The 19,554-nt window shown below is 66.0% G+C and carries 23 protein-coding genes; 13 read left to right on the forward strand and 10 right to left on the reverse strand.

The window, feature by feature from the left end; genetic code table 11:
- Positions 1–30: 30 nt before the first annotated feature.
- Together LGT36_RS13025 and LGT36_RS13030 are read left to right on the forward strand one after the other, a co-directional pair.
- The gene (locus LGT36_RS13025; RefSeq protein ID WP_226094673.1) at positions 31–420 is read left to right on the forward strand and encodes an HNH endonuclease; all 390 of its coding nucleotides are present in this window, start codon (positions 31–33) and stop codon (positions 418–420) included.
- A gap of 191 nt (positions 421–611) precedes the next feature.
- Positions 612–1,658: a TerC family protein gene (locus LGT36_RS13030; RefSeq protein WP_226096740.1), complete on the forward strand. Its 1,047-nt coding sequence runs from the start codon at positions 612–614 to the stop codon at positions 1,656–1,658.
- A gap of 253 nt (positions 1,659–1,911) precedes the next feature.
- Here LGT36_RS13030 and LGT36_RS13035 read toward each other — a convergent pair whose 3' ends face one another.
- Entirely contained in the window at positions 1,912–2,961 is a 1,050-nt protein-coding gene (locus LGT36_RS13035; RefSeq protein WP_226096714.1) for a LacI family DNA-binding transcriptional regulator, read from the reverse strand.
- 129 nt (positions 2,962–3,090) lie between these two features.
- On the opposite strand from LGT36_RS13035, the gene LGT36_RS13040 reads away from it, so the two are divergent.
- The 5 genes from LGT36_RS13040 (at position 3,091) to LGT36_RS13060 (ending at position 6,896) form a co-directional block, all read left to right on the forward strand.
- Positions 3,091–4,206, forward strand: a complete 1,116-nt coding sequence (locus LGT36_RS13040; protein ID WP_226096715.1) for a substrate-binding domain-containing protein — start codon at positions 3,091–3,093, stop codon at positions 4,204–4,206.
- A gap of 67 nt (positions 4,207–4,273) precedes the next feature.
- Positions 4,274–5,299, forward strand: a complete 1,026-nt coding sequence (locus LGT36_RS13045) for an ABC transporter permease (RefSeq protein ID WP_226096716.1) — start codon at positions 4,274–4,276, stop codon at positions 5,297–5,299.
- Positions 5,299–6,108 (forward strand): ATP-binding cassette domain-containing protein, encoded by an 810-nt coding sequence (locus tag LGT36_RS13050; protein WP_226096717.1) that lies wholly within the window; start codon positions 5,299–5,301, stop codon positions 6,106–6,108. Before LGT36_RS13045 ends, LGT36_RS13050 begins: the two co-directional genes overlap by 1 nt.
- Positions 6,105–6,404 (forward strand): putative quinol monooxygenase, encoded by a 300-nt coding sequence (locus LGT36_RS13055; protein ID WP_226096718.1) that lies wholly within the window; start codon positions 6,105–6,107, stop codon positions 6,402–6,404. The genes LGT36_RS13050 and LGT36_RS13055 overlap by 4 nt, the downstream gene beginning before the upstream one ends.
- Positions 6,405–6,494: 90 nt before the next feature.
- The gene (locus LGT36_RS13060) at positions 6,495–6,896 is read left to right on the forward strand and encodes an FKBP-type peptidyl-prolyl cis-trans isomerase (RefSeq protein WP_226096719.1); all 402 of its coding nucleotides are present in this window, start codon (positions 6,495–6,497) and stop codon (positions 6,894–6,896) included.
- Here LGT36_RS13060 and LGT36_RS13065 read toward each other — a convergent pair whose 3' ends face one another.
- The 3 genes from LGT36_RS13065 to LGT36_RS13075 all read right to left on the reverse strand — a co-directional run bounded on the left by LGT36_RS13065 (position 6,897) and on the right by LGT36_RS13075 (position 8,261).
- On the reverse strand, positions 6,897–7,430 hold the full coding sequence (locus LGT36_RS13065) for a DUF5701 family protein (RefSeq protein ID WP_226096720.1): 534 nt from the start codon (positions 7,428–7,430) through the stop codon (positions 6,897–6,899).
- A complete protein-coding gene (locus LGT36_RS13070; protein WP_226096721.1) occupies positions 7,411–7,548 on the reverse strand; it encodes a hypothetical protein in 138 nt (45 codons plus the stop codon). The genes LGT36_RS13065 and LGT36_RS13070 overlap by 20 nt, the downstream gene beginning before the upstream one ends.
- Positions 7,549–7,655: 107 nt before the next feature.
- Positions 7,656–8,261: a DUF6518 family protein gene (locus LGT36_RS13075; RefSeq protein ID WP_226096722.1), complete on the reverse strand. Its 606-nt coding sequence runs from the start codon at positions 8,259–8,261 to the stop codon at positions 7,656–7,658.
- A 156-nt stretch (positions 8,262–8,417) separates the two neighbouring features.
- Here LGT36_RS13075 and LGT36_RS13080 point away from each other — a divergent pair, with 156 nt between their 5' ends.
- The 3 genes from LGT36_RS13080 (at position 8,418) to LGT36_RS13090 (ending at position 10,380) form a co-directional block, all read left to right on the forward strand.
- The gene (locus LGT36_RS13080; protein ID WP_226096723.1) at positions 8,418–9,188 is read left to right on the forward strand and encodes an EAL domain-containing protein; all 771 of its coding nucleotides are present in this window, start codon (positions 8,418–8,420) and stop codon (positions 9,186–9,188) included.
- Positions 9,189–9,221: 33 nt separating this feature from the next.
- Entirely contained in the window at positions 9,222–9,722 is a 501-nt protein-coding gene (locus LGT36_RS13085) for a GyrI-like domain-containing protein (RefSeq protein WP_226096724.1), read from the forward strand.
- A gap of 85 nt (positions 9,723–9,807) precedes the next feature.
- On the forward strand, positions 9,808–10,380 hold the full coding sequence (locus tag LGT36_RS13090; RefSeq protein ID WP_226096725.1) for a dienelactone hydrolase family protein: 573 nt from the start codon (positions 9,808–9,810) through the stop codon (positions 10,378–10,380).
- A gap of 17 nt (positions 10,381–10,397) precedes the next feature.
- Here the strand turns inward: LGT36_RS13090 and LGT36_RS13095 are convergent, their stop codons facing one another.
- From LGT36_RS13095 to LGT36_RS13110, 4 genes are all read right to left on the reverse strand, one after another.
- Positions 10,398–10,631, reverse strand: a complete 234-nt coding sequence (locus LGT36_RS13095) for a hypothetical protein (protein WP_226096726.1) — start codon at positions 10,629–10,631, stop codon at positions 10,398–10,400.
- A gap of 297 nt (positions 10,632–10,928) precedes the next feature.
- Positions 10,929–11,789 (reverse strand): hypothetical protein, encoded by an 861-nt coding sequence (locus LGT36_RS13100; RefSeq protein ID WP_226096727.1) that lies wholly within the window; start codon positions 11,787–11,789, stop codon positions 10,929–10,931.
- A complete protein-coding gene (locus LGT36_RS13105) occupies positions 11,786–12,283 on the reverse strand; it encodes an RNA polymerase sigma factor (protein WP_226096728.1) in 498 nt (165 codons plus the stop codon). The genes LGT36_RS13100 and LGT36_RS13105 overlap by 4 nt, the downstream gene beginning before the upstream one ends.
- A gap of 96 nt (positions 12,284–12,379) precedes the next feature.
- Entirely contained in the window at positions 12,380–13,099 is a 720-nt protein-coding gene (locus LGT36_RS13110) for a hypothetical protein (RefSeq protein WP_226096729.1), read from the reverse strand.
- A 372-nt stretch (positions 13,100–13,471) separates the two neighbouring features.
- Here LGT36_RS13110 and LGT36_RS13115 point away from each other — a divergent pair, with 372 nt between their 5' ends.
- Together LGT36_RS13115 and LGT36_RS13120 are read left to right on the forward strand one after the other, a co-directional pair.
- The gene (locus LGT36_RS13115; RefSeq protein WP_226096730.1) at positions 13,472–13,909 is read left to right on the forward strand and encodes a helix-turn-helix domain-containing protein; all 438 of its coding nucleotides are present in this window, start codon (positions 13,472–13,474) and stop codon (positions 13,907–13,909) included.
- A 23-nt stretch (positions 13,910–13,932) separates the two neighbouring features.
- A complete protein-coding gene (locus tag LGT36_RS13120; protein ID WP_226096731.1) occupies positions 13,933–14,412 on the forward strand; it encodes a hypothetical protein in 480 nt (159 codons plus the stop codon).
- Between the two features lie 70 nt (positions 14,413–14,482).
- Here the strand turns inward: LGT36_RS13120 and LGT36_RS13125 are convergent, their stop codons facing one another.
- Positions 14,483–15,715, reverse strand: coding sequence for a hypothetical protein (locus LGT36_RS13125; protein ID WP_226096732.1), 1,233 nt, complete (start codon positions 15,713–15,715; stop codon positions 14,483–14,485).
- A 66-nt stretch (positions 15,716–15,781) separates the two neighbouring features.
- Between LGT36_RS13125 and LGT36_RS13130 the strand changes: the two genes are divergently transcribed.
- Positions 15,782–16,147 (forward strand): glyoxalase/bleomycin resistance/extradiol dioxygenase family protein, encoded by a 366-nt coding sequence (locus tag LGT36_RS13130; protein ID WP_226096733.1) that lies wholly within the window; start codon positions 15,782–15,784, stop codon positions 16,145–16,147.
- Positions 16,148–16,153: 6 nt separating this feature from the next.
- Here the strand turns inward: LGT36_RS13130 and LGT36_RS13135 are convergent, their stop codons facing one another.
- Positions 16,154–19,528 (reverse strand): DEAD/DEAH box helicase family protein, encoded by a 3,375-nt coding sequence (locus LGT36_RS13135; RefSeq protein ID WP_226096734.1) that lies wholly within the window; start codon positions 19,526–19,528, stop codon positions 16,154–16,156.
- Positions 19,529–19,554: the final 26 nt, after the last annotated feature.

A 19,554-nucleotide genomic window follows, 5' to 3' on the forward strand; every position in this document is an offset into this window, starting at 1 on the left:
CGGGGTCAAGGCACCAGTACTGTCGGAGCCGTGGCAGTGAGTCAGAGTCGTCGGGCCCGTGCAGCGCGTAAGCGCGCGCGACGGGTGGCTGCCGCTGACAACGACCTCACGCCCGCCCAGTGGGAGGCGATTGTCGCGGCCTGGAACGGCTGCGCATACTGCCGTGCCCCGGCGTCGGCCGGTGTGTCCTTGCAACGTGACTGTGTGCTCCCGATCTCCAGGGGAGGCCGCTACACGCTCGACAACGTGGTCCCCGCGTGCCGCTCGTGCAATGCGAGCAAGTGCAACGAAGAGGTCACGCATTGGCTGCGGCGCAAGCGCCTCGACGAGCGGGCCTTCTTGATGCGGTGGTACGAGATCAACACGGAGCTGGGCGCCCTCAGTGCGCCGCCGCACGAGACGGCGGCCGTAGCGGAGTGACCGTGCCCGCGCGATTGACGCGCTGCACCATCCCGTACAGTGGGAACCGAGGGGAGTACTTCTCAAGTTCCGTTCCGGTCAGTACGAATGCCCCATGGCATTCTCGGGCGGGCACCCGCCGCATCTGCGGAAGGTGAAGGAGACCTCAGGGCACCAGTGTTCTGAGGAGACCCCTTTTGTTGTCTGTCCCCATGCTTGCCTCGCCTTTCGTAGCGTCTGCACCCCTCGCGTCGGCCGCCGACGCCGTGGCCCCCCATCCCACCATCGGCACCCCTGGCCTGTGGGCGGGCACCCTGGTGGCCGTGCTCTTGGTGGTGGCGCTCGACTTTTGGGTGACGCACAAGCCCCACGCGGTGTCGATGCGCGAGGCTGTGAAGTGGTCCATCATCTACATCGCGCTGCCGCTCATCTTTGGCGTCTGGGTGATTGCAGCGCACGGCAGCACTACCGGCATCGAGTACTACACGGGCTACCTCGTGGAGAAGTCGTTGTCAGTGGACAACCTGTTTGTGTTCATGCTGCTCCTGGCGGCGTTCGCGGTGCCCAGGGAGTTGCAGCAGAGAGTGCTGTTGATCGGCGTGGTGGGCGCGCTGGCGCTACGCGGCATCTTCATCGCGCTTGGCGCAGAGATGCTGGAGCGCTTCGACTGGACGTTCTTGTTGTTCGGCCTGATCCTCGTGGCGACCGCGGTCAAGGTGTTGCGCGATGCGATCGACGGCGACGAGAACGAGGTCGATCCGGACCAGTTGCGCTCCGTGCGCATCATCCGCAAGTTCTGGCCCGTGACCAACTCGTACCGCAGCACCAAGTTCTCCGTGCGCGAGAACGGCCGCCGCGCGGTCACGCCTCTGCTGCTCGTGGTGATCGCCGTGATGTCCACCGACGTGGTGTTCGCGGTGGACTCGGTGCCCGCCGTCTATGGCATCACCGGCGACCCCTACCTCGTGTTCGTGACCAACGCCTTCGCGCTCATGGGCTTGCGCGCGCTGTACTTCGTGCTCGAGGGTGCGCTGTCGCGGCTCGTGCACCTCGGCTACGGCCTCGCTGCCATCCTGTTCTTCATCGGCGCCAAGCTCGCGCTGCACTGGGCGCACGGCATCTGGCCTGCAACTCCCGAGATTCCCACGCTCGCGTCGCTTGCCGTGATCGTGGGCGTGCTTGGCATCGTGACCGCGACGAGTCTGTATGTCACGCGGCGCGGGGTTCCGGAGGACAAGGGCGTGCACCTCGGGGGTTGACGAGCGCCCACCCCACCCTGGACCGTCCCTGACACGGACACGGACACGGGCACGGGCTGGGGCGCTGGCTCTGCACCCCCCCTGCACCCCCGTTCGTGCCGTCCCTGACACAGGCGGAGGCGGTAGCGCGGCGTGTCTCGCGGGACACGCCGGAGCGCTGGCGTGCCCTGTGTCAGGGACGGTACGCGACAGTGCGCGATGTCGCGCGCGGCGCTCCGCCCGCGGGGCAGCGCCACCCCAACGAGCCGAGGGTCTAGCGAGGAGCGGGGATCTCTCCTGAGCCGCGCGCGATGAGCGTGGTCGGGGAGATGACCGTGGACGGCGCGGCCTCGTCGCCCGCAAGCCGCGCGAGCAACTTTCGCCCGGCGATCGCTCCCATGGACCGTGGGTCCTGCGTCACGCACGAGACACCTGGGTCGAGCGCGTCTGCAAGCACGAGGTCATCGAATGACATCAAGGCGACCTTGTGCTGCATCCCCGCGTCCCGGAGGGCGTGAATACCTCCGATGGTGATGAGGTTCTGTGCAGTGAAGATGGCGGTCGGCGGATTGCTGCTCTTGAGGAGCGCGGTGACGGCGGCATGCGCAGCGTCGGCCGACCGGAGGTTCATCGTGACGAGCGAGGCGTCGAAGTCCAGGCCGGCCTCTTGCAGTGCCGCGCGGTAACCGTCGACGCGGTGCTTGGCCGTCGTGAGAGTGTCCCTGTCTGCGAGGAGCGCGATGCGCCGGTGGCCGTGGGCGATGAGGTGTGCCGTCGCTTGCCGAGCACCGCCGACGTTGTCTCCCACGACGGCGTCGGCGGCCACGCCGCAGGGCTCGCGGTCGACGAACAGGATCGGCAGGCCGCGGGAGAGTTCGGGCAGCAGGTACGTCTGCTCCTGGGAGATGGTGGTGAGGATGAGGCCGTCGACTCGGCGGCGCAAAAACTCGCGCACCAGTCTTTGTTCGCGCTCGGCGTCGTCGTCGAGGCTAGCGGCCAGCACCGAATAGCCTTGCGGGTACAGGACGTCTTCGACGCCAGCGTGCACTTGGCCGGAGAACGGGTTGGCTACGTGGCCAACCACAAGGCCGACGGTCTTGGTCGATTGCCCCGAGCGTCGCAAGTTACCTGCAACCGAATTGATCTCGTAATTCAGTTGGGCGGCGGCGCGGTGCACGCGCTCGGCTGTCTCGAGAGAAACATTGGGCTCGCTGTTGAGCACTCGGGACACAGTCTTGATGCCCACGCCCGCTAGCGCCGCCACGTCTCGCATGGTGGGCCGTGGCGGGCGGCTGGGTGTGCGCATGTGCAGGGGCTCGGACATCGTTGTCACCTTAGCATCGGAATTGTTACCAATCTCGGGTTGACGAATCCTGCCGAGGCGCCTACGGTTCGAGATGACAACGTTGTCACCTCAGACATCGTTGCGTGATACGCACAAGGAGATTCAACGATGAATCGGCTCACCAAGCGGCACTCTGGTCGCCAGCTCCTGTGGAAAGGCGCGGCCGTCGCCAGCGCCGCTGCCTTGGCCCTCACCGGTTGCTCGAGTGAAGGCACCAACGACTCCACCTCCACTGGTGGTTCCGACACCCCCGCTGACGGCGACATCGGTGTCTCGCTCATCCTGAAGACCACCACCAACCCGTTCTTTGTCGCCATGCAAGAAGGCGCTGAAGAGGCAGCGGCCGCCGAGGGCGTCAACCTCACGGTTGCTGCCGGCCGCGAAGATGGCGATGAGGACACCCAGATCCAGGCGATCGAGAACGCGATCTCTCGCGGCGACGCCGGAATCCTCATCACCCCGTCAGGACAGGCCGTGGAAGAGGCCCTGATCAAGGCGCGTGAAGCGGGCCTGTACGTCATCGCCCTCGACACGCCCCCGTCGTCCGAAGAAGCGGTGGACATCACCTTCGCCACCGACAACTTCCTTGCAGGTGAGCTCATCGGTGAGTGGGCTGCATCGGAGCTCGATGGCGAGGACGCCGTCATTGCCATGCTCGACCTCTTCGACGACAAAATCGTGTCCGTCGACTACGCCCGCGATCAGGGCTTCCTGACCGGCATGGGCATCGACGTTGCCGATCCCCAGGTCAACGGTGACGAAGCCAAGACGGGCTCATACTCTGGCGGCAACTACACGATCGTTGGCAACGAGGCCACGCAGGGAGCGGAAGACGGCGGCCGCACGGCGATGGAACTGCTGTTGGCTCAAAACCCCGACATCAACGTCGTCTACACGATCAACGAGCCTGCGGCCTACGGAGCCAAGGCGGCGCTCGACGCAGCGGGCAAGTCCGACGTGCTCATTGTCTCGGTTGACGGCGGTTGTGCAGGCGTCGAGGGGGTGGCCTCTGGTGTCATTGGAGCTACCAGCCAGCAATACCCGCTCAAGATGGCCGAGCTGGGAGTGACGGCCATCGCGGAATTGGTTCGCACCGGCACGACACCAGACGTCACGGCAGGACTCGACTTCTTCAACACGGGTGTCGCTCTTGTGACCGACAGCCCGGCCGACGGTGTGGAGAGTATTGACACCGCCGCTGGCTCCGCGATCTGCTGGGGCTAGGTTCACCACGGATTACCCTGCGGCGCCGTCTCGGCGGCGCCGCAGGGCCGACCTCAAGGACGAGGACATGACCCCATCTACCGAAACCGAATCCGCGGCTGCACATGTCTTTGACACCGCACAAACGCCGGTACAGCGTGTGCGAGCCATCCTTCACCGCTACCCCGCCCTCAGCCCGGCAGTGGTGCTGTTGGTCTCGATCATCATCTTCGGGATGCTCAACGAGCGCTTCTTGCTCCCCGGCAACCTCTCGCTGATCACCCAGCAGGTCGCGATCGTTGGCACGGTTGCCCTCGCGCAAACGCTGATCATCCTCACCGCAGGCATCGACTTGTCTGTGGGCACCGCCATGGTTCTCGCATCGATGGTCATGGCCGTCGCCGCGTCGGAGAACGGTGTTGCGGCTCCTCTGGCCTTGCTCATGGGCCTCGTGGTCGGACTCCTCACGGGCCTGCTCAACGGCATGCTCGTCACCAAGCTCAAGTTGCCGCCGTTCATCGTGACGCTCGGCACTTACTCGATCTTTCTCGCGCTGACGCTGCTGTACTCGAAGGGCGCGACGGTACGCGGCTCGGACATGCCCGCCATCATGACGTGGACCGGCAAGTCGTTCCCTGTCGCGGGCGTCAGCATCTCGTACGGCGTCGTCATCATGTTTGTCTTGTACGTGTTCATGGCGTGGGTACTCGCGACCACCGCGTGGGGACGTCACCTCTATGCGGTGGGCGATGATCCTGAGGCGGCGCGTCTCGCAGGTGTTCGCACCAGCTGGGTGTTGCGATCGGTGTACATCTCAGCGGGCACGATCATCGCGATTGCTGCCTGGCTCCAGATCGGTCGCACGAGCGCCGCGAGCCCCAATGCGGGCGCGGACCTCAATCTCGACTCCATCACCGCTGTGGTGATCGGCGGGACCAGCCTCTTCGGAGGCCGCGGCACGGTCTGGGGAACGTTGCTAGGTGCGCTCATCGTCGGGGTCTTCCGCAACGGTCTCTCGCTAGCCGGTCTCGATGTCTTGTATCAAACCCTCGCCGTGGGGGTCCTTGTGATTGTCGCGGTGTCCCTCGACCAGTGGATCCGGAAGGCACGGTAATGAACGCGACTGCAGCAGCGTCCGCCCAGGAGTCGGCGGTAACGAACAACGGAGCGAAGCCGGTACTCACCGCGCGCGGGCTGGTGAAGACGTACGGCCGTGTGGTGGGACTCGATGGCGTCGACCTCGACTTGTATGCCGGGGAGGTGCTCGCGATCATCGGCGACAACGGCGCAGGCAAGTCGACCCTCATCAAGTGCCTGACCGGTGCGGAAGTCCCTGACGCCGGCACGATCGAACTCGACGGCCAGAGGGTCCAGTTCAGGCGCCCAGAGGACGCAAAGGAGCATGGCATCGAGGCGGTCTATCAGAACCTCGCGGTGTCGCCAGCGCTCGACGTGGCCTCAAACCTGTTCCTCGGCAGGGAGGTCCGCAAGGCGGGATTCCTTGGCTCGGTGTTGCGCCAACTCGACATCAAGAAGATGCGGGAGCGCACCCGCGAGGAGCTCAGCAGGCTCGGGATCACCACGCTTCAAGACGTGACGGTGCCGATCGAGAGTCTCTCTGGCGGTCAGCGCCAAGCGGTCGCCGTGGCTCGTGCCGCCGCCTTCGGCTCGAAGGTGGTGGTTCTCGACGAGCCGACGGCGGCGCTGGGCGTGCGCGAGTCCAACCAGGTTCTCGACCTGGTGCGGCGATTGCGCGACCAAGGCACGCCCGTGATCCTCATCAGCCACAACATGCCTCAGGTCTTTGACGTGGCCGACCGGATTCACATTCAACGACTCGGGCGCTGTGCCGCAATCGTGACCCCTCAGTCGCACTCGCGCACCGACGCCGTGGCGATCATGACAGGGGCTGCAGAGGCGTGACCGGGCCGACTTCTCTGTACGCGCGCATCCACGCGCTCCCAGGCCATGAGGATGCCGTTGCCGCTCTGCTTGCGGAACTGGCGGTGGCGGTGAGGTCAGAACAAGGGAACCTTGCGTTCGAGCCGTGGCGAGAGACCGAGATGGAGGGCTCGTTCTTTGTCTATGAGGTCTACGCAGATGACCGAGCGTTCGCGCGGCACCTCGTGGCGCCTCATTCGGTTGACTTCAATGCTGCGCTTGCCGAACACGTTGTCGGCGGAGCATCGCAACTCACCGCACTGGGCGCGCTTTCGTAGCCGGGCTGGTTCGGGCAACGCAAGCCCCGCACCTGGACTGTCCCTTAGGCTGGATCAAGACCCCACGCCCCGCCGACGCTAGGAGCAGCCATGACCGACGCCAGCCTTCCCACGATCACCCGCGACGCAAACGGCGCTCCCTCCGTCGACTTCACGGGCGCGGTCAAGCCCGACGGCCTGGTGGTCGAGGTCCTCGAGGCTGGCGACGGAGCCCCCGTGGTGGAGCGTCAGTCGATCACCGTGCACTACACGGGTTGGCTGTGGGACGGCGCCAAGTTCGATTCCTCGTGGGACCGCGGCGAGCCCATCTCGTTTGGCATCGCGCGCGGGTCACTCATCGACGGCTGGGTGGACGGCATCGTCGGCCAGCCCGTCGGCTCGAAGCTGCTGCTGTCGGTCCCGCCGGAGGCCGGCTACGGAGACCGTTCCATGGGTCCGATTCCCGGCGGCTCCACCCTGGTCTTTGCCGTGGACGTACTCGACGCGAAGTAGTCACTCCACCCTGGCCGACGCCGACGCGACACCCAGCCACGAGTGCGGCGCGCCCTCGAAGCACCACCCAAGTTTTGGTGCCTTGTCGGCGATCCACAGCGCAGGCACTCGCTTGTCCCCGCGCGTTGACCCGGCCAGCATGAAGCAGTGGTTCTTCACGAGCAGCTCTGGCGCGACCGCGGCGAGTGAGATCCCTTCGTCGATCGTGAGCGGCGTGCGCCCGTGTGCCGCAATGACCGGGAGTGCATCGCGCGGGGCGACGTCGCGGAACTCGTCTCCGCGTTCCACGCCGACGAGCAGGTACAGGGGCGCGTCGGGCACGGCGAGTTCCGCCCGCGGGAGGTAGTGCGACAGGCCCTTTCGCGCGTCGGACGCGTGATTGCGGTCCAGCACGCCGACGCGGTCTGAGTCCACGAGCCGCAAGAGCGGGACTCTCGCCTCATCGCTGACGAGGGCACGAGTCACCACGAGCAGCGCTGGCACGTGCCCGGCCGACGCCGGTTCAGGGGCGTCTTCAAAGGCGCGCGCGGTCAACTAGCGGCGCGGAGAGTTCGCGAAAGGCTTGCTCCGTGAGCCCGGCGAGCGCGGGATAGCCGAGCGCGCAGTAGGTGTCGATTTGGCTGGCGACGGCGTGGGCGTGTGGTGCGTTCACGGGAACTCCTGAGCTGGCGGCAGGCGTGAGTCGCCAACGCGCGCCCGTGCCTGAACGTTCCAGCAAGGTCTCACGCAAAGTCACTCGACGCAAGGCTCCGCGTGCGGCTACAGGGCTCCGTAGGTGAAGAACATCCCGCCACCTATGGCTGCGGCCGCGAGGATCGCCGTCGCAACACCCCCGGCTGAGCGCGCGAACCGCCAGCACAGAACTGCGAGAACCAACACCGCCAGCGCGACTTCTGACCACCAGTAAACGATGGGCGTCGTGTCTGAAACGCGCACGATGCCGTGGGCAGCCTCGCCGAATGCGACACCCGGCCACACCGCCACCGAAAGCCCGCGCAGCAGGGAAGGCGCCCGGCCGTCGTCGTCCCGGCGAAGCAACCACACCGCGAGGCCCATGACCGCGCCGACGGCCACTCCGGCCGTGCACCAGAACAAGACCCACGTCGAGGACACGCCGAAACCGCGCAGCGCCGCTGTGCCGTAGTACCCGACCATGACCAGCGGCCCCGCGATGGCTGCAAGCGCCATGGCTTGCCACAGGCGTCGTCCGGCGAAGGCTGCGGCCGCAGCGATGGCCACGACGGGCGCGGCCGAGTTGAACAAGGGGTGCAACGCGTCTGGAGCATAGGTCTGGCCAAAGGACATGCCGACGCCGGCGAGCAGGGGGCCGACGATGGCGGCGCTTGCGGAGAGGGAGCGATTCACGCGCTAACGGTACGTGGGCAGACGGCGTTCCGCTATGGGGTGAGTCCCTGAGTCGGCAACGTCACACCGGAGCGCACGGGTGCGTCTACTACCACCGCCGCCGACGCGGCCGATGGGGTGGGCGTAGTTGTCCCCGATCAGAGCTAGAGAATCCCGATGGAGACCCTTCAGAAGTCCCGGCCCCGCGAGGCCACGGTTCCGTGCGAGTCGTGCCGCAATGGTGCCCCGCTGGGATTCGACATCACGATGGCCTTCCAGCCGATCGTGGACATCCGCGAGCGCACGGTGTTCGCCTACGAGGCACTGGTGAGGGGAGTCGACGGTGCGGGCGCGGCGTCCATCCTTGAGCGCGTCAATGCGGACAACATGTACCGCTTTGACCAGGCGTGCCGCACCAAGGCGGTCGAGCTTGCCTCCCGGCTGGGCATGGACTGCTTGCTTAGCATCAACTTCATGCCGAACGCTGTGTACGACCCGGCGACGTGCATTCGCGCGACACTTTCCGCTGCCAGGCGGTTCGACTTCCCCACCGACCGCCTGCTGTTCGAGTTGTCAGAGCGGGAGGACGCCGCCGACAAGGCGCACCTGAAGTCCATCTTTGACGACTACACACAGCGAGGCTTCAAGACCGCGATCGACGACTTTGGCGCCGGCTATGCGGGGCTCGCCTTGCTGGTCGAGTTCCAGCCTCACTTCATCAAGCTCGACATGAACCTGCTGCGCGGCATCGACGCTGACCCGGTGAGACAGATCATCGTCAAGTCGATGCTCACGATGTGTCGGAAGCTTGGCGTCGAGGTGATCGCAGAGGGAATCGAGACCCGCGAGGAGTACACGTGGTTCCTCAACAACGGCGTCCGGTACGCGCAGGGGTATTTGTTCGCGCGTCCTGGCTTCGAGTCCTTGCCACAGGTGGTGTGGCCGTAGCAAGGTGGCGGTGAACTCAGGACGGAGTCACTCATGATCGTCGTTCCCCCAGCACTGGTCGATCGCCCCCTGGTCCACTACGTGGCGCAGCCGCGCGCGGTCACCATGGACAGCATCGGTGCCGCGATTGACGACGCTCTTGGCGAGGTGGAGTCGTGGCTCGCTTCCCGAGGGGTCGCGGCAGCGGGCCCGCCGGTGGTGCGATATCGCGTGATCGACATGGAGCGAGAGTTGCTCATCGAGGTGGGCGTGCCAGTCGCCGCGCCCGTGGACGTGCCCGACGGACTGGTGTGCGACTCACTGCCTGCCGGCACCTACGGAGCTGCGACCTATCGCGGAGTTGAGGAGGGCGTGGAGGGCAACGCCGCGCTCATCGCGTGGGCGCGTGAGAACGGCGTCGAGTGGGATCGATGGGACGCCGACGCTGGGGATGCCTTCGCGTGCCGCGTCGAGGTCCTCTTGGGCGACCCAGACGTCAACCCCGACCCGTCGATGTGGGAGACCGAGGTGGCCATCCTAGTGAAGGGGAGTTGAGGGCCGGGTTCACGCTCCGCGCTCGCTCAGGTAGGGCGGCCCTGGAGATTGACGACGCTGCAGACGGGCGCTTGGATGGGTGGTCGTGACGACCGTTGTTTTGTTCCACTCGGCCCTGGGCCTGACGCGCCACGTCCGCGACTGGGCGCAAGCGATCGGCGCCGACGGCCATGACGTGTTGCTCCCCGATCTCTTTGGCGGGGTCACTTTCGCTGACGTCGACGATGCGGTCACGCACGTTGATGCCGAGGGCATGGATCACTGGATCGAGGTGGCGCGATCACGCGTTGCCCGCCTTGAGGGGCCGCGCGTGTATGCGGGCTTCTCGCTGGGAGGGGCCATTGCTCAGGCCCTCGCGTTGACCGACCCTCACGCTCGCGGATTGGTCTCGATGCACAGCGCGGCGAACCCGGCTTGGTGGGGCGTGACGGCGTGGCCGTCGCAACTCACCGCCCAGGTGCATGTCACCGAGGCCGACCCGTGGGTCGAGGCAGAGGATTTGTCGGCCTTCACTGCGCTCGCGGACGGATCGTGCGAGCTGTTCGAGTACCCGGGTGAGGCACACCTGTTCGGCTTCGAGGGCTGGCATGAGTACGACTCGGAACTCTCGCACCGCATGTTCGAAAGAGTCACAGAGTTTGTGGCCGAGTTCGACTGAACGCGGTCGCACTCGCTCTAGCGCGCGGCGCGCCTCCTCAGGACGAGGCTGATGGCCATCAAGACGATGCCGGTGCCCATGAGCGCCAGGCCACTGATCGAGAGAAGCTCCGAGTGAGTCGAGGCCGCCGTGGTGGTCGGGTCCACTGATTCCGTGGCGGCGCCAGCGGGCGCGGACGTCAGCATGAAGAAGGCCCAGGCGCCGATGGCGACGAGGACTGCGCGGAGGGCGTGCACTGCGTGGTGGGTCACGTGGCTGGGTCTCTCTCTTGTGGTGCGGGCGGGCAGCGGCACCCCAACAGGTGCGGCATCCCACTCATCGTCGTCAGCGCCCTGCTCGGAAGTCTTTCCTCTGAGCGACTGCCTGCAGTTTGCCGACAATTCGCGCATTTGCCCCGGCAGCCGGCGGGCCTTGCGACAAACGTCCCCCTCGACGAGGTCTCTATCGAGTCCCGTCACGTGATGCCGGGGAAGGTGGCGTCCGCGCTGACCGAGGGCGCGCCCAGCGTGAAGGCGACCGTCAACGCCGCAAGAGGTAGGGGACCCGGCTTAGCCCGGCACGCAGGCCCAGGCCGAACGCACCGGCACCACGATCTGGATGGACGAGGTGTTGTTTGCCGCGTCTTGCGCCCAGAGGGTCACCACCACGTCGGTGGGGTTGAAGTCGTGTGCAACCGAGTCGGGTGCAATCGGCCCGACGGTGCCCGTCCACGTGTCGCCGCTCGACGCGGACATGGTGTGCGTGGCTTCCGCCGCCGAACCCGCCGTGTATCGGATGCCGGCCGCCGTGACGCCACGGTCGTCCTTGATGATCGCTTGCACCGGCAGCGTGTTGGGGGCGCACACGTCGTGCTGTTCCCAGATGTCGTCGATCGCGCTCGTGAGTTTGATGATGGGAGCGGTGGTGTCCGCAGGCGGAGGGGGCGGTGCGGGGTCCGTGGTCTCGGGTTCGGGCTCTGGCATGGGCGAAGGGCTCGGTGAAGGGCTGGGCGACGGGGACGGCGATGGGCTGGGGCTGGGCGAAGGACTCGGGCTCGGAGTGGCGCTCGGTGATGCCGACGGGGTGGGCGAAGCGCTGGGGCTGACAGCGCCCGCGCCTGGTCCAATGCCGCACGAATGCAACACCAACCCGAGGATCACGCCGCCCGCGATCGCGCCTCCTGCCCAACCGGCCGTGCGCCACCACCGCCGCGCCGGGGCGGCCGGGACCGTAGTGACGGGGGCCGTCGGGGCGGGGGAAGCGTCGGCGGCATCGGCATCGGTATCGGCGTCTGCCGGGCCGTCCTGCATGGCGGCCTTGTTCGCCTCGATGCGCGCGGTGAGGGCATCGACCAGCGCGTCGGGCTCGGCGGGCTTCGCCGGGGGCTCGGCATCCTGGAAGAGGCGCCGGAGTTCGTCGTCGGTGCTCACCACGCCTCCTTTCCGAGCGTTGCAGCGAGAGAGGATCTCGCTCGATGCAGTTGGGTTTTCACGGTGCCGGTTGAGATGTCGAGCGAGGTGGCGATGTCGGCCACCGAGGTGTCGAGCGAATAGTAGAGCGTCACGATCTGCTGCTGGCGCTCCGGGAGTGTGGCGACCGCATCGTGAACGGTGACGGCATCGACCACCTGGGGCGCGACGTCGGCCGTGTCTTGGCTGTCCGCGGGAAGCTTCTCGTAGGCCCTTGACTGCGCGCCGCTGCGGCGGTGCGCCATCCGCACCTTGTTGATCGCGACCACCGTGACCCAGGCGGCCACGTTGTCGGGCGGCTGTTCTGCGGACAAGGCATCCACCAAGGCGTCTTGGACCGCGTCCTCGGCGCGGTCGCGGTCTCGCGTGGCGAGAGCGACGGCGGCCACCACCTTCCCGTACTCGTGCTCGACGAACGCGGCGACGCGTTCGCGCACTGACGGGACTGGCGCCATGCTGGGGACTCCTTCGGTGCATTGGCGATGCGAACACTGTAGCCAGACAGCGCTGCGCCCGGCCAGGGGAGGCCCTGACCGGGAGCGCGCCGCACGTTAGCCTCCAAGGCCGAGGCTCAAGCAACCGCCGCTGAGCACCGTCATGGTGACCTGCTCCTCAGAGGTGTTACCTGCTGCATCGGTGACGATGACGCTCATCCACACGGACGTGTGGTCGTCACCTTCCGGCACGGTGCCCGCTGGGAACGGGCCTACCTTTGCGGTGTACTCGCCAAACGCGTTGAGCGTCATGTCCGTGTAGACGGGTGCGGGTCCTGGCTCCCAGTGGACCAGGCTGGCCGAGGCGACGCCGACGTTGTCCGACAGCTTGGCGGTCACGGTGCCCGTGGTGTTGGTGCACGAGAAGTCCTTCTCGTGCAGCGGAGATGCGGGGGTCGTGACCCAGTGGATGGTGGGTGCGATGCCGTCAGCGAAGCCGGGGCTTTCCGGCTCTGGCTCGGGTTCCGGCTCCTCGGCGGCGGGGGCTGCCGGGGCCGCGGGAGGGTCCGTCTCCTCCGCGGGCTCGGGGGACACCGACGGCTCGGGCGAGGCGCTCGGTGTCGCGTCCAGGAGCGAGTTGTCAAAGGTGAGGAAGTCGTCCGCCGCAATAGCGTCGGCCGGGGCGTCGTCCGCGTTGGCGGCGATGATGCCCAGGGTGCCGCCGGTACCCAACAGAACCAGCGCGGCGATGGACGCGACTCGGCCCGCTGTGATGCGGCGGCGTGGCCGGGGGGTGATCGTGGGGATGTGCTCGGTGCGGGGGTCTTGAGTGTTCATGGGGAACTCCTTGGGTGAAGTGACTGCGCCGGGGTGCGCGTCTACCTCACGTTGCACACCACCCCCCGGGCGGTTGACATGGACCCCAGAGAATCTGCGGACCGGCCACATACCGGCCCGGAGGGCAGCGGGCACTGCGGGCCGACCTTCCGCCCGTGCGCGCAGACGCTGGACGAGGGGCCGTTCAGCGAGGAGGGGCCAGTGACTCAGGAGTTGCGCGCGACCATGCAGGATGCCGGGCTCGCGGCTTGATGTCTCGCACGCGGTTTGGTTCCATCGACTTGAAGAGTTCTTCACATGCAAGGAGATAGGACTTGCAGAAATAAGTGAAAGACCAATACTGTTACATCTGCTGAACAAGGGGTGACAGTGATGACTACGACACTGCGCGCGGCAAACGGCCGCGCTGAGATCGCAACAAATGCCGCAGAAAGATCCGCTGCACATACGGCGCTTGCGGCTCTCGTCAACCAAAAGTCCGCCGAGAGTGCGGGGCAGATTACCTTCACAGTTCCCCCGGAACTAGAGAGCCTCGTGACAGTCATCCTGACTTCCGTGGCAAAGGGCGAGCGCATCACGGTCGGTTCTCTTCCCGACACCCTCACGACGTCGGTCGCAGCTGACCAACTTGGCGTCTCACGGCCGACGTTGATGAAGTGGGTCGCTTCAGGCGAGCTTCCGTCGCACAAGGTGGGAACGCACACGCGTATCCGGACGGAAGACGTGATCGCCTTCCGGCGCGCGCGGCTCGAGCGCCAGAGCAGGGCCCTCAGTGAACTGCGTGCTCTCGACGAACAGTGGGGCCTGTAGCGCCGGTTCGCTAGAGTCTCGGCATGGGGGAACGAGTCTTTGTCGATGCCAACGTCCTGTTCTCGAGGACGCTCCGGGACAAGCGACCTGACCTCCCTGGCAAGGTTGTTTCGGACCTCCGCACGCTTGTGATCGCGAACCTTGATGAGTTGGTCGACGACTTCGTTGTCGAGCCATGGATAAAGCAAGGGGATGTTGACGATGCGCACGTGCGAGCAGCTGCGCAGGCTCGGGGTTTCGACATGCTTCTGACAGCGGACCGCGGGCTTTTGGTCGAACGCGAGATGGCCTCGCCAGCACTTTACGAAACGATCAGCCCAGATGAGTTCTTTGTGCTCCTAGACGACTCGAGCCCGGATCTTGTCAGGACGGTCGTGAAAGAGGAAATGAGCTACTTCGTGAAGCGCAACGGGGACGCGGACCTGCCGGGAAGGTTGCGTGCGGCGGGCTGCCCGGAGTTCGCGAAGCGGGTCAACGGGCACTGCCACGCCCTCATGCCCTGATAAGTCGAACGGGCCCTCGACATCGTGGCCGACATGGTGGCCGCGGGCGGCGCGCCGGCCAACGACGTGCTCACCCGACCGTGGTGAGGTACCGATTCACCTTGCCGCCTTCGGTCTGCGACCACAGCACGTCATCGCCCTGGCAATCGTTGATACGGAATGCGCGCGGTGCATCGAACACGATGAGTTCACCCGAGTCGAGGTCGAGGCGGTAAATGGTGTCGGAGGACCAGTCCTCCCCATATTGCAGCCACACCAAAGCCGCGTCACAGAGCGCGACGTCCGCCGAGAGAGCATCGTCGAGTGGTGCGATCGAATAGCCCTCACCGGTGGACGCGGAGAACACGGTGATGCCGCTATCGCCAAAGCCGATCTGATACTGGGCGGCCAGCCATCGGCCTTCGCCGTGGAGCCTGCCTACTTTGCCGTCCGGGTTGACGTCGAGCGTCCGTAACGTCTGATCCGAGGGGTCGCCGTCGACGCGCGTCACGCGGACCGCGCCCGGCTCCAGGCTGGCGTCGCCCTCGGGCCCCCACACCTCTGAAAGGGCGAAGACTCCCGCATCGGTAGCAGCGGGTCGGCTCGCGCCGACCAATTCGAGGTGACGGTCCCCGCCCGTGACCGGGGCCGACCACGTTCCAGTCCCTGTGACAGTGCCCGCCGGAGCCTGCGATTCCCAATACACCCGCCCGTCGTACACCACCGGGTCCGGGGCCCACGGAGTGTCCGAGTGCCCCTCCGCGTCCTCACTGGTGGTAATGAGCACGGGTCCACCGTCGCGTCCCGCCGCGAAGAGGCGCCACGGGAAGGGTGACGCCTCGATGCTGGGGGACTCCACCCACGCCGTGGTTTCGCCGTCGGTCCACTCGCTGAAGCTCTGCCGGGCGGCGTCGCCCGGAATCATGTCAGCCGTGCTGCCGAGCGGGTGGAAGGTGCCGTCAAACCACGCGAACTCCGACGGCTTCACAATGGCGTCGTTCTCCAGGCTGCCAGCGAGAATCCGGAGGACTAGACGGCTGCCGTCGGGTGCAAGCGCGACCGTGACGTCGCGCGCGCCGCCGTTGCCGAAGGTCGCGACGAGTTCGGACGTGACCGAGCCGTCGGACACTCGCACGGCCGACGCGGGATCGACGAGCGTGGTCCCGGCCAGGGGCAGGCTTGCTGGGTCGACCCATGTCGACTCGGTGGGCGTGGGGGCCGGGGCAGTGGCCGACGGCGAGGGATCAGCGCCTTCTCCAGAGCAGCCCGCAAGCGTGAGTGCCAGGCCAGTGACGGCGATGGTTTGTCGACCGAATGCGATCATGATTCCCCCTCGTGATGAGGATACGTCCGGGGACGTGCCAGCCGTGACATCGGTATCGTGGCTCGCATGACGGCTTCGCTGCGCATCGAGCTGTTTCCCGCCGACCTCGACGCCTCGGTCGACTTCTACGTGTCCGTGCTCGGTTTCGAGGTCGCCAAGGACGACCGCCCTGGCGGCGGGCGCTACGTCTGGTTGCGACGCGACGCCGTCGGCCTGGGGCTGATGGAGCGCGGTCGCACCGAGAGCGCGCCGTCGGCTTCCCCGGTGGCCGTCGAGATCGTGCTCGAGGTGGACGACGTCACGGCCGAGCGTGATCGCGTGGTCGCCGCCGGGGCGGAACTCGCCGACGATCTAGTCACCAGGCCGTGGGGCCTTACCGACTTCCGCCTCTACGACCCGGACGGCAACTACTGGCGAGTGACCCACCGGTAGCAGGACCTACGCCGCCTCGCCCGGAACCGCGTGCGTCTTGACATCGCGCAGGATGCTGACGATGCCGTCAACCTCTTCCTCTGAGTAGTACATGGTCGGTCCGGTCGCGGCGTAGTCAGTGAAGGGCGACTCGAAGAGCCGGCCCGGTTCCATCGCGCCATTTGAGGTCAATTCGTCAACGATCAGGTTGACGAATCGCACCTGAGCCACCGTGAAGCGAGTGCCGTCGAGGTAGTCGGCAAACGCCTCTTCAACCGATGACCTTTCGAGTCCGACGAGCGAGCGGATGAAGAGGCCGAGGCCACCAGTCGTGGTGGACGCGCGTTCAATATCTGCTTCGGTAGCCGCGCCAGAGTCGATGAGCATCTCCTCCAGTGCGCCCAAGTCTTCCGGAGTCAGTTGCTTGTTGCGTCGCAGCCGCTGAAGCGCCACGTGGTCCAGGTGTTTGGCCAAGAAGGCGGCGGTCTTCGCGCGGAAGCGCTCAAAGTCGGTGCCGGGCGTGATGCCTGGAAGGCTGATCGACGTGGCCTCACTCAGGGTGTCCTCGAAGTCGGTGTAGATCGGGTTGCGATGCGCCTTGTCGATGAAGCGGATCAGTGACCGCAGGCGAACGCGGGCTACCTCCAGCATGGGAAGCGTTACGTCGATCCACCACTCGTCACTCGCAACCGACTCGAGCAAGACTGCCTGTTCATTGACCGAAGGAATCGAGGTCTTTGCGAGCAGGGCCGAGGCCATCCGCTGGACCGTCACACGGAGCCTCTCGGCGAGCACCGCGTCACCGTCGAGCTGGGCGAGCTGACGGCGCAGGATGAGGAGGTCAAAGCGTTTGGCGTCCTCGTCGTCATCCCGCAGCGAGGTGGGGAGGCCAGAGAGGCTCGCGGCCAACGCGGTGTCTTCCGGGCTCAACGATTCCCACACTTCGGGAGCGGCGAACGTCTCGACCGCCTTTCGATGAGGGCGCACGAGGACGTTGTCGAGGTTCATGCCGGTGATGGCTCTGTGCAGCAAGGTCACAGTGGACTCGCGCAGTTCAGAGTCAGTTTCCGCGGCCCCCAAAGAGGTGACCAATCCCAGCCGTGCCTCAAAGAGCCGCTGCGACAAGGACTTCTGGAGCGAGCCTTCGCTGCCGGGCAGGTCCTGACTGAAGTACTCGAGGTTGCCGCAGAAGTCGAAGACGAGGAAGTCCTTCTTGTCCTCGCCAAGCCCAAAGACGTCGGGACACAAACGCGTGCCGCGGCCGATCATCTGCCAGAACTTGGACTTGGAGCGCACCATCTTGAAGAACACCAGATTCAGCACCTCGGGCACGTCGATGCCCGTGTCGAGCATGTCCACACTGATCGCGATGTGGGGCGCCTTGTCCTTGATCGAGAAGTCGTCAATGAGGCTCTGCGCGTAGGGCGTGCCGTGGGTGATCATCCTGGCGTGATGGCCGGCCAACTCGGGCCAGCCGATGTCGAATCGCTTCTGGATGAACTCGGCGTGCGCCTGATTCTTGGCAAAGATGATGGTCTTGCCGATGCGGTCCGCTCCGGCCACCTTGTAGCCATCGTCCATGAGGGTGGCAAGCACCTTGTCGACGGTGTCCTCGTTGAACAGGAAGCGGTTGATCTCCTCAGCGCCTACCTCATCGGGAGCGCCGTCTTCGCCCCAGTCGAGGGCGTCCCACTCGTCCTTCTCTTCCTCGCTTAAGCCCTCGTACTTGATGCCTTGGCGCAGGAACTGGGTTCCGACCGCGACGCCCTTGGGTGGCACCAGGTAGCCGTCGTTGACCGCCTCGTCCAGGCTGTACGCGTCGGTGGGGACCCCGTCTTCGAGGTGGAACAGACGGTAGGTGTTGTGGTCCACCTCGCCCTTGGGGGTCGCGGTGAGGCCCACCAGCAGAGAGTCAAAGTACTCGAAGATCGCGCCGTACTTGGCGTAGACGGAACGGTGGGCCTCGTCGATCACGATGAGGTCGAAGTAGCCGGGGCCGAACTTGCGGCCACCCACTTCAGCGGCGCCGTCGAGCTCGTTGATGAGGTTCATCATCGTGGGGTAGGTGGACACGTAGACCCGGCCGTCGGTGAGCTTCTCCTTGACCAGATTGACGGTGGTCGCCGCCGGGAGGTTCGCCTTGAAGGCGTTCGCTGCCTGATTGACGAGCGCGGTGCGGTCGGCCAGGAACAGCACGCGCTTGGCCCAATTCGCCTTCATGAGTTGATCCACGAGCGCGATCACGGTGCGGGTCTTGCCCGAGCCCGTGGCCATGACCAGCAGCGCCTCGCGCTGCTTCTTGTCGAAGGCGTCGTCGACGGCCTTGATCGCGCGCACCTGGTAGGGGCGGCCAGCGATCTCGGTGTTGACCTGAGCCGTGGACAGCGGAGCTCGCTTGGCCCTGCGCTGGATCATGAGTTCGAGCTCGTCACGGGTGTAGAACCCCTGCACCTCGCGGGGCGGGTAGCCCGCGGCGTCGTCCCACAGCCAATGGTCGTAGCCGTTGGTGTAGAAGATCACGGGGCGTCGGCCGTACATCTGCTCCATGCAGTCTGCATAGAGCTCGGCTTGCCGTTGCCCGACGGTGGAGGACACTCGCGTGCGCTTGGCCTCTATCACTGCTAGGGGGAGGCCGTCGGCGCCCCACAGCACGTAGTCCACGTAGCCGATGCCGGGCTCGTTGGGCATTCCCGTGACCTCGAACTCGCGGTCCCGCTCGTCAGCGAGCGGCCACCCCGCCTCGCGCAGGAGCACGTCAATGAAGAGGTCGCGGGTTTCAGCCTCGGAGTAGTCGCGATCGTCCACCTTGGCCGCGGCCGCCTGCGCCGCCTCGATCTGTTTGCGCAGTTCTGCGATCTCTGCCTGGTGCGCCTCTAGCAGGCTGTCTTTCTCCGCGAGTTCCGCGGCGTGGGCGGCGTCCTGGGCCTCGAACTTCTTGGCCAGTTGCGCGACTTCGTTGCGCGTGAGCGGTGCAGCCTTGGCGGCAAGCGCGGGGTCGAAGGTCGCCTGCGTGGGCGCGGCGCCAGGGTCATTGGAGTGGTTGAGCGCCGCCCAGATCATCACGTGGTGAAGTTCGCGCAACACCTGAAGCGCGCCTTGGGCCGGAATGGGCTTGTCGTCGTGGACGGCGGAGTTGCCGAACTTGCGGATCGCATCGAGTTTCTTGTTGATCCCCAGGCCGGTGACGTTGCGGAAGGCAGCATCGTTGATGCGGGCCGCGAGGTCACTGCTGTAAGGCGTCGGGAGTCCGCGCAGTTCGTAGAGGTACTTGACCAGGTTCTCGACGGCGCGGCGGCTGTAGAAGCACGCCGAGCGCGGGTCGTTGGTGAGATAGGACTCGGCGCGAGCGCAGTCGGCGGAGGCAGTCGGCAACGCCGTCTTGGCGAAGTCGAAATTGCCCACGTTTCCCCCTGCTGGGTGCTCGTCGC

Source organism: Demequina sp. TMPB413, assembly GCF_020447105.2.
Lineage (GTDB): Bacteria > Actinomycetota > Actinomycetes > Actinomycetales > Demequinaceae > Demequina.